At 29.7% G+C, this 13,384-nt stretch carries 19 protein-coding genes; 4 read left to right on the top strand and 15 right to left on the bottom strand.

Annotated features, from left to right (window positions below):
- Positions 1–17 precede the first annotated feature (17 nt).
- The 12 genes from rplN to rpsJ form a co-directional block, all read right to left on the bottom strand.
- Positions 18–386, bottom strand: coding sequence for a 50S ribosomal protein L14 (rplN, locus tag MBIO_RS04135; RefSeq protein WP_041594261.1), 369 nt, complete (start codon positions 384–386; stop codon positions 18–20).
- Positions 386–652, bottom strand: a complete 267-nt coding sequence (gene rpsQ, locus MBIO_RS04140) for a 30S ribosomal protein S17 (RefSeq protein WP_013354772.1) — start codon at positions 650–652, stop codon at positions 386–388. The genes rplN and rpsQ overlap by 1 nt, the downstream gene beginning before the upstream one ends.
- Positions 652–855, bottom strand: a complete 204-nt coding sequence (gene rpmC, locus MBIO_RS04145) for a 50S ribosomal protein L29 (RefSeq protein ID WP_013354773.1) — start codon at positions 853–855, stop codon at positions 652–654. The genes rpsQ and rpmC overlap by 1 nt, the downstream gene beginning before the upstream one ends.
- Positions 855–1,280, bottom strand: a complete 426-nt coding sequence (gene rplP / locus MBIO_RS04150; protein WP_015511245.1) for a 50S ribosomal protein L16 — start codon at positions 1,278–1,280, stop codon at positions 855–857. Before rplP ends, rpmC begins: the two co-directional genes overlap by 1 nt.
- Complete coding sequence (gene rpsC / locus MBIO_RS04155; RefSeq protein WP_013354775.1) at positions 1,258–1,932, bottom strand: 30S ribosomal protein S3; 675 nt, start codon at positions 1,930–1,932, stop codon at positions 1,258–1,260. The genes rplP and rpsC overlap by 23 nt, the downstream gene beginning before the upstream one ends.
- Before the next feature lie 6 nt (positions 1,933–1,938).
- On the bottom strand, positions 1,939–2,298 hold the full coding sequence (rplV, locus tag MBIO_RS04160) for a 50S ribosomal protein L22 (protein ID WP_013354776.1): 360 nt from the start codon (positions 2,296–2,298) through the stop codon (positions 1,939–1,941).
- A 2-nt stretch (positions 2,299–2,300) separates the two neighbouring features.
- Positions 2,301–2,576 (bottom strand): 30S ribosomal protein S19, encoded by a 276-nt coding sequence (gene rpsS / locus MBIO_RS04165; RefSeq protein WP_013354777.1) that lies wholly within the window; start codon positions 2,574–2,576, stop codon positions 2,301–2,303.
- Positions 2,576–3,421, bottom strand: coding sequence for a 50S ribosomal protein L2 (rplB, locus tag MBIO_RS04170; protein WP_013354778.1), 846 nt, complete (start codon positions 3,419–3,421; stop codon positions 2,576–2,578). Before rplB ends, rpsS begins: the two co-directional genes overlap by 1 nt.
- A 71-nt stretch (positions 3,422–3,492) precedes the next feature.
- Positions 3,493–4,005 carry a 50S ribosomal protein L23 gene (rplW, locus tag MBIO_RS04175; protein WP_013354779.1) on the bottom strand — a complete coding sequence of 171 codons (513 nt, stop codon included), beginning with the start codon at positions 4,003–4,005 and terminating at the stop codon, positions 3,493–3,495.
- Positions 4,005–5,138, bottom strand: a complete 1,134-nt coding sequence (rplD, locus tag MBIO_RS04180) for a 50S ribosomal protein L4 (RefSeq protein WP_013354780.1) — start codon at positions 5,136–5,138, stop codon at positions 4,005–4,007. Before rplD ends, rplW begins: the two co-directional genes overlap by 1 nt.
- Entirely contained in the window at positions 5,138–5,965 is an 828-nt protein-coding gene (gene rplC / locus MBIO_RS04185) for a 50S ribosomal protein L3 (RefSeq protein ID WP_013354781.1), read from the bottom strand. Before rplC ends, rplD begins: the two co-directional genes overlap by 1 nt.
- A gap of 71 nt (positions 5,966–6,036) precedes the next feature.
- Entirely contained in the window at positions 6,037–6,342 is a 306-nt protein-coding gene (gene rpsJ / locus MBIO_RS04190) for a 30S ribosomal protein S10 (protein WP_013354782.1), read from the bottom strand.
- A gap of 629 nt (positions 6,343–6,971) precedes the next feature.
- On the opposite strand from rpsJ, the gene MBIO_RS04195 reads away from it, so the two are divergent.
- On the top strand, positions 6,972–9,581 hold the full coding sequence (locus MBIO_RS04195; RefSeq protein ID WP_041594262.1) for a hypothetical protein: 2,610 nt from the start codon (positions 6,972–6,974) through the stop codon (positions 9,579–9,581).
- 100 nt (positions 9,582–9,681) lie between these two features.
- Here MBIO_RS04195 and MBIO_RS04900 read toward each other — a convergent pair whose 3' ends face one another.
- Positions 9,682–9,858 carry a hypothetical protein gene (locus tag MBIO_RS04900; RefSeq protein ID WP_013526984.1) on the bottom strand — a complete coding sequence of 59 codons (177 nt, stop codon included), beginning with the start codon at positions 9,856–9,858 and terminating at the stop codon, positions 9,682–9,684.
- Here MBIO_RS04900 and MBIO_RS04200 point away from each other — a divergent pair.
- Together MBIO_RS04200 and recA are read left to right on the top strand one after the other, a co-directional pair.
- On the top strand, positions 9,858–10,166 hold the full coding sequence (locus MBIO_RS04200; RefSeq protein WP_013526985.1) for a hypothetical protein: 309 nt from the start codon (positions 9,858–9,860) through the stop codon (positions 10,164–10,166). The two genes, MBIO_RS04900 and MBIO_RS04200, sit on opposite strands and share 1 nt — an antisense overlap.
- Positions 10,167–10,322: 156 nt before the next feature.
- Positions 10,323–11,342 (top strand): recombinase RecA, encoded by a 1,020-nt coding sequence (gene recA, locus MBIO_RS04205; RefSeq protein WP_013526987.1) that lies wholly within the window; start codon positions 10,323–10,325, stop codon positions 11,340–11,342.
- A 123-nt stretch (positions 11,343–11,465) separates the two neighbouring features.
- On the opposite strand, the gene MBIO_RS04210 is transcribed toward recA, so the two are convergent.
- Positions 11,466–11,732, bottom strand: coding sequence for a hypothetical protein (locus MBIO_RS04210; protein ID WP_013354786.1), 267 nt, complete (start codon positions 11,730–11,732; stop codon positions 11,466–11,468).
- Positions 11,733–11,811: 79 nt separating this feature from the next.
- Positions 11,812–12,039, bottom strand: coding sequence for a hypothetical protein (locus MBIO_RS04215; protein WP_013526989.1), 228 nt, complete (start codon positions 12,037–12,039; stop codon positions 11,812–11,814).
- Positions 12,040–12,292: 253 nt separating this feature from the next.
- Here MBIO_RS04215 and MBIO_RS04220 point away from each other — a divergent pair, with 253 nt between their 5' ends.
- Complete coding sequence (locus MBIO_RS04220) at positions 12,293–13,111, top strand: TIGR00282 family metallophosphoesterase (RefSeq protein ID WP_013354787.1); 819 nt, start codon at positions 12,293–12,295, stop codon at positions 13,109–13,111.
- Positions 13,112–13,384 lie beyond the last annotated feature (273 nt).

The following is a 13,384-nucleotide window of genomic DNA, read 5'->3' on the forward strand; positions in this document are numbered from 1 at the left end:
ACCTTCTTTATTTATTATTAAAGAACTTCAGGTGCTAATGAAACGATTTTTAAATAACCACGGTCACGTAATTCACGAGCAACAGGTCCAAACACACTAGTACCTCTTAAAGTACCATCATCTTTAATTAACACAACTGCATTATCGTCGAAACGAATATGTGTACCATTTTCACGGCTAATTCCATAAACACTTCTAACAATAACACCTTTAACTACTTGTCCTTCTTTTACTAAACCATTAGGTAAAGCTTTTTTAACTGAACAGATAATAACGTCACCGATATTAGCTGTTTTCTTTCTACTTCCACCTAAAACTTTGATTACACCAACTTCTTTTGCTCCAGAGTTATCTGCAACATTTAATTTAGAAAGTGCTATAACCATTATTTTTCTCCTTCAACTGCGTGTTGTTTAATTTCAACAAGACGGAAGTGTTTGGTTTTTGAAAGAGGACGTGTTTCCATAATTGTAACGATGTCGTTAACTTTAGCTAAGTTTTTTTCATCATGAACTGCGAAACGTTTAACAACTTTAAAACGTTTTGAGTAAAGACTATGAGCTTTATAACTTTCAACTTCAACGATGATAGTTTTATCACCACGTGCTGAAGCAACACGACCTTGAAGGGTCTTACGTGAACTTCTTTCCATTATTTAGCTCCTCCTTTAGATTCGTTAATTTTTAAAACTGTTAATACTTTAGCAATGTCACGACGTACTTCTCTAATTTTGTGACTGTGATCTAATGTCCCAGTTTTGTTTTGGAAACGATAAATAAATAATTGTGCTTTTAAATCGTCAAGTAATTTACGGAGTTCAGCATTATTTTTAACTTTAATATCTTTATAAAGCATTATTGTTGACCTCCTTGTTCTTTAGCTACTATTCTTCAGCTTACAGGTAGTTTGTGACCACCTAAACGTAAAGCTTCTCTTGCAATTTCTTCGCTAACACCTGATACTTCGAACATCATTGTGTTAATTCTAACATGTGTATATCATTTTTCAGGACTACCTTTACCAGAACCCATACGAACACCGATAGGTTTTGATGTTTTTGAGAAGTGAGGGAAGATTCTAATGAAAACTTGACCTTCACGACCCATATAACGAGTGATAGCAATACGAGCACTTTCTATTTGACGTGCATCGACTCAAGCTGAGCTTACAGCTTGTAAACCAAAGTCACCATAAGCAACTGTATTACCTTTGAAGGCTTTACGTTTGTCATGACGTACTAAAAATGGTTTTCTATATTTAGTTCTTTTTGGTTGAAGCATCTTTTGACCCTCCTTCCAAAATTTCGCCTTTTGAAATTCACACTTTAACGCCGATTACACCATAAGTAGTGTGAGCATTTGCGTGTGCATAATCAACATCTTGTCTTAATGTGTGAAGTCTCATTTCTCCACGTGAATAGCCTTCTGTTCTAGCCATATCAACACCATTAAGACGACCTGAAACTGCAGTTTTAATACCTTTAGCTCCAGCTTTTAATGCATCATTAATAATTAATTTTTGTGCAATACGAAAGCTTTCACGATTTTCAAGTTTAGTTGCAATAGCTTCAGCAGCTAAACGAGCATTAAGTTCAGGATTTTTAAGTAAAACAACTTGTAAATTAATATCAAGATTTTTGTTTTTTAAGTATTTGTGTAAATCAACATTAATTTTGTCGATTGTACTTCCACCTTCACTAACTAACTTATTTGGTGTAGCTGAGTGAATGTAAACTGTTATTTTATTGGCTTGATTTCTTTTGATTTCAACTTGTCCAATTTGGTATTTACGTACTAATTTATCGAAGAATTTGTAAATTTTAGCATCTTCTACTAAGTATTTTCCATAGTTTGCTTTTTCAGCAAATCAAGATGTATTACGCGCTTTTGTAATTCCGTAACGGAATCCATTTGGATTAACTTTTTGTCCCATAATTTACTACTTTCTTTCTTCTAATGTAATTGATAAATGTGATGTACGTTTAAAAATTGAATAAGCTGTTCCTCTTGAGTGAGGTTGGTATCTTTTAAGTGTTGGTCCTTCATTAACTAAGATTTCTTTAACAAATAATTTAGATGCATCCATTCCGTGGTTGTTTGTAGCATTAGCAATTGCTGAGTTAATAAGTTTAATAAATAATTCTGAAGATTTCTTGTTTGTATTTCTTAAAATACCAAGAGCTTCACGCACGTCTTTAGATCTAACTAAGTCAGCAACTAAACGTGCTTTACGTGCACTAACACGTTGAATTTCAACATGAGCTTTAGCTTGTTGAACAACTGGTGTATTTTGTGCCATAACTATTTCTTACCTTTGTCAGCACCGTGACCTGAGAAGGTTCTTGTAGGTACAAATTCACCTAACTTGTGACCAACCATGTCATCTGTTACATAAACATCAATAAATTGCTTGCCATTGTGTACTTGGAATGTTAAACCAATGAAACTTGGAAAGATGGTTGAACGTCTTGATCAAGTTTTAATTGGTTTTTTTGGCGCTTTGCCTTCAACAATAGCATCTACTTTTTTAAGTAAATGTTCGTCTGCAAAAGGTCCTTTTTTAAGACTACGAGCCATTATTTAGCATCCTTTCTTCTTCTTACGATAAGTTTGTTTGAAGATTTCTTAGTTTTTCTTGTTTTAACTCCAAGAGCTTTTTTACCTCAAGGAGTAAGAGGAGCTTTACGACCAACAGGTTGTTTACCTTCACCACCACCATGTGGGTGATCCACAGGGTTCATAACTGAACCACGAACTGTTGGACGAACACCTTTATAACGGTTTCTACCAGCTTTTCCTAAATCAACCAATAAATGTTCTTCGTTACCAACTGAACCGATAGTTGCACGGCAACGAGCTAAGATACGACGCATTTCACCGCTTTTTAGACGTAAAACAACATATTTACCGTCGTCATCTTTACCTAAGATTTGTGCAGATGTACCTGCTGATCTAGCAATAATACCTCCACCACCTGGTTGCATTTCAATGTTGTGTACAATTGTACCTTCTGGAATGCTTGAAAGTGGTAATGCATTACCTACTAAAATGTCAGCGTGTTCACCTGAAATAACGCTTTGGCCTACTTTAATGCCTTCAGGCGCTAAAATATACCTTTTTTCTCCATCAGCATATGCTAATAAACAAATATTAGCTGAACGGTTAGGATCATATTCAATGGTCTTAACTACTGCTGGAATATTGTCCTTATTACGTTTGAAGTCAATTAATCTGTAAAATCTCTTAACACGACCACCCTTGTGACGTACTGTAATCTTACCTTGGTTATTGCGACCAGCACTATATTTTAATAGTGTAAGTAAAGATTTTTCAGGAGCATGTCCACTTAAGTTTTCTGTGTAATGTAGAGATGACATATTACGACGTCCATTCGTAGTTGGCTTGTAATGTTTAATTGCCATTTCTAATTTTCTCCTTGCTTAAAAATAGATGAGGAAATTTTTCTTTTAAGCAAAATTTAATCCTCTAATAATTATTTTGAACTCTTCTTAGCAGCTGCAACTTTTTTAGCAGCAGGTTTTGAAGTAGTTGATTTTGTAGTTTTTTCAGCTTTTGAGCTGTCTGCTTTTTTGCTTTCAGCTGCTTTAGCTTTTTTAGCAGCAAGTTTTTTAGCAATTTCTGCTTCTTTAGCTGCTGCTTGTTTTTTATCTTCAGCTTTTTTAGCTTTAACTTTAGCTTCTTTTTTAGCATCTTGAGCTTCAGCTTCATTTGGATAATAAACGATTTTATCTCCTTCAGCTAAAGTAATCATTGCTTTTTTGTAACGATTTGTAAAACCGTTGTAACGACCTACTCTTTTAGGTTTTTTGTCAACTTTTAAAATGTTAACTTTAACAACTTTAACTTTGAAAATAAATTCAATTGCTTCTTTAATTTGATATTTGTTTGCAGCTCAATCAACTTCTCATGTGTATGTGTTTGAACTTTGTAAAATGTTGGTTTTTTCAGTGAGAACTGGTCTATGTAATACTTGAGTAATTTCCATTATTTAATTCTCCCTTCAAAGTTTTTAAGACCTTCATTTGAAAGAACTAATACATCTGCTCAAACAAGGTTTTCAACACTTACTGAGTTTGGTTTAACACATAAAACATTTTGTAAGTTAGCTGTTGATTTGTAAACAGTTTCATCTGTTGTTACCACTAAAATGTGTTTTAAGTTTTCAATTTTTAATGATTTAAGTTTGTTAACAGCATCTTTAGTTGAGATTTTTGACATTTTAAAGTCATCAATAACAACTGATTTTTTGTTTGAAAGTAATGTAAGAGCTGATAAGAATGCAGCACGACGTACTTTCTTGTTAACTTTTAATGAGTAGTTACGTTCTGGAGTAGGACCAAATGCACGTCCACCACCAACTCAAATAGGTGATCTTGTTGAACCTGCACGAGCACGTCCTGTTCCTTTTTGTCTTCAAGGTTTTTTACCACCACCGCTTACTTCTGAACGATTTTTAACATCATGAGTACCTTGACGTCTTGATGCTCTATCAGCCATAATGGTGTCAAAAATTGCTTGTTCATAAATTTTTGGTGATGCAAATAATTCTTTTGGTAAGGCTTTATTGTCAAAGTGAAGCAAGATAACTTTTGTAAATTTTTCTTGTTCAAGTTTAGCATCATTTAATTTAAGTGAAGCAACTTTTGCTCTTGAAGATGCATAAGTTTTAGCTTTTCTTTTAGCAGCTTCTGCTGCAGCTTTTAATTCATCTAAAGCTGCTTGTGCTTCTTTTTCTGCTTTTGCTTTTGCAGCAGCTTCTTCTTTAGCTAATTTAGCTTTTTGAGCAGCTGTTTTAGCAGCGGTTTTCTTTTTAGCACTTTCTTCTTTAGCTTCTTGAGCTTTTAATTCAGCTTTAGTAGGCTTTTTAGGTTTTAAGTTTTTAGTTAAATCAATTTCAACTGTAACTTTTTTTCTTGAAGTTGTTTTCTTTTCAGCTGTTGCTTTAGGAGCAGCGGATTTTTTAGTTGTTGTAGTAGCTTTTTTAGCAGTAGTTGTTGATTTTTTAGCTGTAGAAGTTGATTTAGCAGTAGTAGTTTTCTTAGCAGTTGCTACTTTTTTAGTTATAGTTTTCTTTTCTTCACTAGCTTTAGTAGTAGCTTTTTTCTTTGTTTCAGCCATTATTTATCTCCTTCTGCTTTTTTACTTTCTTCAGCTGCTGCAGCTGCATCAGCTTCAGCTTTTTGGATAAGAGGTTCTAATTCACTTGAATGCATACCAACTGTAACTTCAATGTTGTATTTTTTAGCTCTTTCAAGCAATTCATTCATTTTAAGAACTTCTTTAATATCAACAAGTTTAATTGCATCATGATTTGGTAAGCCTTTAACAGCTTCACGAATCATAACATATGAATTTTTAGCCCCAGGAATTGATCCTTTAACTAACATAATGTTGTTTGCTACATCAACTTTAACAATTTCAAGATTTTGAACTGTTGTTCTAACAGCTCCTAAGTGACCTGGCATTGTCATACCTTTGAAAACACGGTTACCTGAGATGTCCCCAAGTGATCCTGTTTGTCTAACAGGTTGACTACCACCACCACCACCGTGTGATTTAGGTCCAATGTGTTGGTTTCATCTTTTGATTGTACCGGCAAAACCTTTACCTTTTGATGTACCAGTGATATCTACTAATTCACCAGCTTTAAAAATGTTGGCCTTAATAGTTTGACCTAATTCATAGCCTTGCATGCCACGAATTTCTTTAACGTAGCGCTTAGGTGTTGTTTTAGCTTGAGCAAATTGACCTTTAAGAGGTTTATTGCTTCTGTGTTCTTTCTTTTCACCAACAGCAATTTGGGTTGCAACATACCCATTTTTGTCAGCTGAAAGAACTTTAGTAACAACATTTGGTTGCACTTCTATAACTGTAACTGGAACACTAGCTCCAAGTTCAGTAAAGATTTGTGTCATACCAATCTTCCGTCCTAAGATTCCTTTCATAATTTTTTCTCCTTAAATTTTGTTTGTAATTTAACAACCGTCGCTTGTTGTCTAGCACAAGTCGGATTTTGTTATTTTGTTGAGATTTGAACTTCAACACCTGCTGGAAGTTCTAATCTCTTAATTTGGTCAAGAGCTTTATCGTTTGGGTTTAATAAAACGATCAAACGTTGAAAAGTTCTTGATTCAAATTGTTCACGAGATTTTTTGTTAACGTGAACTGATCTTAAGATAGTCACAACTTCTCTTTTTGTTGGAAGAGGAACTGGACCACTTACTTTAACTGAGTTTTTGGTAGCAACTTCAACAATTTTCTTTGCTCCAAAATCAACTAAAGCATGATCGAAACTTTTAACCTTGATATTGATTTTTTTCATAGTTGTCTCCTTTGTTCATATACGAACTTTACTCCACATAAATTACTTGAAATGTCCTCAACAACTCTTCTTGGCATTTCAACAACCTTATGCTTCTATGTAATAGTTGCTTTTCAATTATAAATGAAGACTTAAAATTTCAAAGAAAAATATTAAATATTTTATTATTAAGTATAAATGCTAAGTAAATAAAATCAGCTAATAAATTAAAAAGTTAATTTTTACTTATTTTTTAGCTTATAAACTCACTTTTTGGTTTTTTGTGCAAATTTTAAAAATGTTGATTTTTTAGCCAAAACATCAATAAGTTATTAAGTAAAAACTTGAAACACCGAAACAAGTTGTTAAAATTAATTTAAACTACTTTTTAATGCTTTTTGTTATTAAAAAAGTGATTTTTTAAACTATACCACATCTCTATAAAATATAAAGATAAAAATAATTAATATATGTATATAAAGAAAATTTGAATTTTTTTGTTTAGGTGTATAAAAAACAGATATATAATGTAGCTGAAGATTAATCACATTCTATATATAATATTTTGAAAAAAATATTTTTGTTTTATAACAATCTATCATTCTTAAAAATAATTAAAAAAATTAATAATAAAAAGGAAAATAACTATTATGAAAAAGAAATTATTCTTTAATTTTTCATTGTTATCTTCTGTAGCTCTACCACTTACAACTATTGCAGCTAGTTGTAATCAAAACTCAGATCAAAATATACCTAACATTACAGTTAGCGCTAGTGAAAAAGGTTTAGGCTACTATCCAAAAACAATACAAAGATTAATTAAAGGCAAAAAAAATAAAGAATTAATTGATACTATTAATCAATTTATAAATAATAAAGAACAAATTAAATATGAAAATAATAAAGAATATTCTTTAAATGAAAACGAAAGTACATTTGGTTACAATGAATTAAAAAAAGAGTATAAATGCATTATTGCATTAAATATTAAAGACAATGACAAAACTAAAGTTAAAAAATTTTCTATTAACAAAATTGGTCACAATAATGTTTATCATGATGATATACACAAATTTGATAGACTTGAGAAAGTTTACTTTTGAGATGGTCAATTAGTAATTGATGGTTACATTAAAGATTTAGAAGTTATTAAAAAAGTCAGTTCAGGTGAAGTAGCTCACGAAATTAAAAACAAAAGTTTTGAAGAACAAATTGAAATCATTAAAAAATTATGTAAAGTTAATATTGAATTTCATCCCGATTCTGCTTATGACTACAAAAGTGATGAAGCAACACATTCTCACCCTGATACTTTACACTATGTTTTTGTACGTATTAAAAAAGATAACCCTGCTGATAGTAGCATGGTTTCTCGTGATATCCAAGGCTTTGAGCCTAATGCTAAAGTCGATCCAAAAAAATGACTAGGAGTTTATGCTTCTGGAGGTGTTCAAGTTAAAGAAGGTGAAATTGATCACGTTGTTGGACATAATGCGGCAGGTGACATTGCTGATAAAAAAATAGGTTCATTTGTATTTCGTCCAAGCGTTAAAGATGAAGGCAAAAAAATGACATCAAAAGACTTTTTGGATTTACTAGATAAGGTTGATAAAGAACATAATCATGAACCAAAAGACATAATTAATTTTTTAAAACAATATGTAAATATTGATGGTACTTATGATGCAAATGATAAATATGAATATGCTTTTAACGTAGAAAAAACTCATACTCATGGTTCAGGCCAGTTGCACTTATATACTTACTACCGTGAAAAAGGTAAAAACCAAAAATGAGTTGAAAAATCAATCAATATTGTTGGCTGAGGAAGCAACTTTGAAATGGGCGGATTAAAATTCAATAATGCTGGTATTAAAGACGCAAAACAAGCAAATGAAGATCCAGGATTTTACACAAGTCCACATCAAATACTTAGAGAAATGGAAACCAAATCTACATTTGATGAACAACTAGCAGTATTGAAAAAATATTGTGAAGTTAAAGACGAATCAGATAAAAATAAATATGACTACAAATTCAATTTTAAAGAATCATGAAACAATATTCAATATCGTCATGACTTTGAAAAATTATCAATTGTCAAAGAAAAGACAAAAGCAAATGATGCAGCTAATACACTTACAATAACATTGAAAATTGAAAATATATTTACTAAAGAAACTAAAGAATATCCAATTACAATTACAGGTTTCTGAAATGACGGAAAAGAGTATAAAAAAGGCTTTTTCGACAATAAAGTACTATTAAAAGACTATATTAATGAAGATGAATATGATTTCGATTTAAAAGATAAATTTTTAAGTGGATTATTTAGTTTCGATAAAATTCAAGACCAACTTAAATTCCTAAAAGATAGAAAAATAATTAATAAAGCAAAAGATTTTGATGGGGCTAATGAAGAATTTACAACATTTGCTTCAAAAGATTACAAATACTACTTTGATAAAGAAAAAACAAACAATTTAGAAAAGGTCAACAAAGATAAAAGAACGTTAGAATTAGTATTAGTTAGAGAAAATTTAAAAAATCCTTCAGATAAAAAAGAAGAGATTATTAAAATACATCAATTTTTAAAAGATTCCAAAGATGAAGTAGGTGCATTAATAAGTGCTTCAGGACATATTAAATATAAAAAATATTTCACTCCAACTAAAGACGCCAAAAACAAAAAAGCAAGCGATTTATATAAAGAACTTGAAAAGAACAATTTTGAATTCACAACTAATTTAACAAGTTTAATGTATAAATGAGGTATCTATTTTATATCAAATAATATTAAAAATAGAGATTATGATGACAGAAGTCACTTACATTTAGTTTTAGAAGTAACTGAAAAAGCAACAAAAAAAACCAATGTTATGAGACTTGATTTAAAAAACTTTGGAGCATTTTCTAAAGTTGGCGATTTTTTAATAAAAAATACACCTTCAGAAACGGATATTGTTAATGTTCGTGCTCAAGACATTATAAATAAAGCTAAAAGTATTTGAGAAGATACTGCAAATAAAAATAAAACTTCAGGTCAAAAAATGAAACTTTGAGTAGATTACCTAAAAAATAATAAATTGGGTTTCCCAGGATATGATAATACTGTTATTAATGAAGATTTAGAATACACAATTGATTTCAATAAAGCTGTTGTATATAAAAGTGGAAAATTAGAATTGAACATTAAAGTAAAGAACACTAAAACAAATGAAGAAGAAAATGTTTATATTCTATTTTGCAAATTAGCCTAAAATCCTTTTCTATCGTTTTTCTAATAATTAATGAGTCATAATTGACTCATTTTTTATATCTAAAAAGCAGCAAAAACTGCTACTTTTTGGATTAGATAAATTATTGTCAATCGTCACATTTGTAGGTTTCATCATGGTTGTAATTTTGGTTATTTGATTGTGAATTGTTACCTGTTGTTTGATTTTGATCTATATTAGATTTGCGTTGTTGGTTCACATTTTGATCTTGTGTTTTTCTATTTTTAAGATATTTTTCAAAATAGCATGAAACCACCAATGACTAATAAAATAATTCCTGAAACTAATGTTCCTATTCTTTGAGTACTATCAAATGTTTTTCATTTAACTCAAGCAGCAATAATTCCTACAAAACCACAAATTACACACAAACCACCAAAATTCAAAAACCAAATTTATCAAAAAAATGATTTTAGAGCACTACAGGTTGAATTTTCAACTTCTTGTTTAAGAGCATTTGAAAATGCATCTTTGAAACTTTTTGCTATTATTTGCCCACTTTTCTCTTCTAATTTCAATTGTCATATAATAAAATTATTTAAATATAACCATATTTATTTCACATAAAAATACTCTAATGAGTATAAATGTATTATTATTTATATGAAAAAACATTAAACTATGTTATTTTTGGTAAAAAAGCCTCAATTTTCACAATTTTTTTCAATTTTTTTAGTAATTTAAGCATAAAAGGCAAGTTTTAATTGAAAGGATAAAATCAACATGAAAAGCAAAAATATTGAAATTAAAAATAAAGACAAAGAATTAAAAGAAGCTTTAGAAGAAATTACTAAAAAATTTGGATCTGAAGCAATTATGCTTTTTGGACAAAATGAAATTGAAGAAAAAATTGAAACTTTTCCAAGCGGTTCATATCTTTTAGATAATGCACTTGGTATTGGCGGTTATCCAAAAGGAAGAATTATTGAAATTTATGGACCTGAAAGCAGTGGTAAAACCACACTTTGTTTACATGCAATTGCCGAAATTCAAAAACAGGGAGGAATAGCAGCTTATATTGATGCTGAGCACTCACTTGATCCAAATTATGCTCGCAATTTAGGAATTAATCTTGATAACTTAATACTTTCTCAACCTGATAGTGGAGAACAAGCTTTACAAATAGTCGATATATTAGCTAAAAGCGGTTCTATTGATTTAATTGTTGTTGATAGTGTTGCTGCATTAGTACCTGAAGTAGAATTAAATGGAACAATGAGCGATTCTTCTGTCGGAGCTTTAGCTCGTTTAATGGCTAAAGGTTTAAGAAAAATAACTGGTAATTTAAACAAAAATAAAACAGCAATTATTTTTGTAAACCAAATTAGAGAAAAAATTGGTGTTTTATTTGGCAATCCAGAAACAACAACTGGAGGCCGAGCAATTAAATTCTTCTCATCAGTTAGAATTGAAGTAAGAAAAACCACATCAATTGTAGAAGGAAAAGACATAACAGGAAATGAAGTTAAAATCAAAATAGTTAAAAACAAATTAGCTGCTCCTTATAAATCATTTACCACTGAAATTATTTTTTCTAAAGGAATCGACAAGTTAAATGAGTTAATTAATTTAGCTACAGAAGCAAATGTTATTGAGAAAAAAGGTGCTTGATTCGCATATCAAGAAAAGAACATTGCGCAGGGTAAAAAAGCGTTAAAAGATATACTTTTAGAAAATCCAGAATTCAAAAAAGAAATCGAAAATCAAATTTTTGGTAACGAAGTCAAAAATGTTTCTAAATAACTTTAAGCCCTATTTTATAGGGTTTTTAGTTTAAATATAAATTATGGAATTTAAAAAAATTTATTGGCGAAGATAACAAAATTAATTTTTGGGTTGAAAAATTTTCTATGTAACATATAAATATTAATAACGAAATCATATGTAAAAAACAAAAGCAAAAAAATAAATAATTATTATTGCAACATCTATTGCATGATAATATGCATTCTTAGTCCCATCAAATCATTCATGGATACAAGCATCTATTTGTAATTCATCACTAAAATGCATGTTTTCTTTTCTGCATAATCTAACTCTTAGTCTTACTTCGCTAAACAAGCCTAAAAAGTTTTGATAATTGTTTCTAACATCTTCTATTTGGACTTTTAACAATTCAGCAATTTTAATCATTTTTTTACTTTTCTTCTCGTTTTCTTATAGTTAAAACTCCTAAGCTTGTTAATCTGTTAACTAAAGTTTGATAACTAATTTATTTTTCATAGCCTTCATGAGAATAATCTCCAACTTTTATTTCTTTTCAAAAAGATTTGATTGTTGCATCATTAACATTTTTGATTCCGTTAGTTCTATTTTTAGAAACAATTTGAATAGCATTGGTTTTTCTATTTAAAAAATCTCTAATATGGCTTTTGTATCTTTGAATAGATATAATTGATAAACCAACTTTTTTAGCAATTTGTCAATTACTCAAATTCATTCAAGGTGCAATTAATTGATAGTTTTTTGTTTGCTTTTTCCAATTTTGCTGGATTAGAACAAAAACTAAATACTAAATCAATAAATACATCCTATTTTACAATTATAAATGTCAAATTGTTTTGTATTGAAGGTATGACAAACTATTTTAGAATTTATATCCCACTTGTTATTTCTTATTACTTTTATATTTTAATAATATAATAATTTTAATAATATATTTTGATTTTTATCAGTAGAATGAGGTCATTAATATGACAAAAGAAAACAAAACTTTAAATATTCTTTTTATTGGGGATATTTTTTCTGAAGCAGGAATTGAAATAGTTGAAAAACATTTACCTTCTTTAATAAAAGAAAATAAAATCGATGTTGTTATAGCGCAAAGTGAAAATGTTTCAGGAAGAAAAGGTTTAGTTAAAAAAGATTATTTAAGACTTAAAAAAGCAGGTGTTAATATTTTTACAATTGGAAACCATGTTTGAGCTAAAGATGGAATTTTTTCAATAATCAATAATCCTGAATTAGTTAGACCTGCTAATATAGATGAAGGATATCCAGGAAATGGATCAATAGTTTATAAATGTAATAATGGAACTACTTTAAGAGTTACTTCATTAATGGGAATTACTTTTAATAAACTATTAGCCCCTTGAACTCAAGAATATGCCAATAACTTTTTTGATACTATAGATAACATCATTGAATATGGAGAAAAAACTGATTTTCACTTTGTTGACTTTCACGCTGAAACAACAAGCGAAAAATATGTTTTAGGTCTTTATTTAGATGGCAAAATTGATGGTATTTGTGGCACTCACACACATGTGCAAACTAATGATGCACATGTGCTACCTAAGGGGACTTGTTATTTAACAGATGCTGGAATGAGTGGGCCATTTGATTGTGCTATTGGAGCAAACTTTGATGAAGTTTATCAAAAAATGAGATATAACAAGAATGTTAAATTCATTCCTTCAAAAAACAAAAGCCAATTTAATGGTGCTATATTAAAACTAAATAGTGACAAAAGCCAAAACAAAATTATTCCAATTAACATAAGACAAGAATAAAAAATGATATAACTAGTTCAAGCTTTACATAGGTAAAGCTGCAAGTTAGTCAAAGAGCTTGGCTATTAGACTAATATATGTGTTACTAATGAACAAGACAAATGTGCTTGAATCAATGGACCAACATTGAGGGTGTAGACTCTTGCATTGTATAGTAAGTGATTTTAAGTGGTATTCTTTACCGCTATTTTTTTACAATTTATTATAAAATTTGCAAAGATAAAAAAGAAATAAAAATTATGAAATATCCAAAGTCTTTTGTTGATTTTAGTA

Source organism: Mycoplasmopsis fermentans PG18 (genome assembly GCF_000209735.1).
GTDB classification, from domain to species: domain Bacteria; phylum Bacillota_I; class Bacilli_A; order Mycoplasmatales; family Metamycoplasmataceae; genus Mycoplasmopsis; species Mycoplasmopsis fermentans.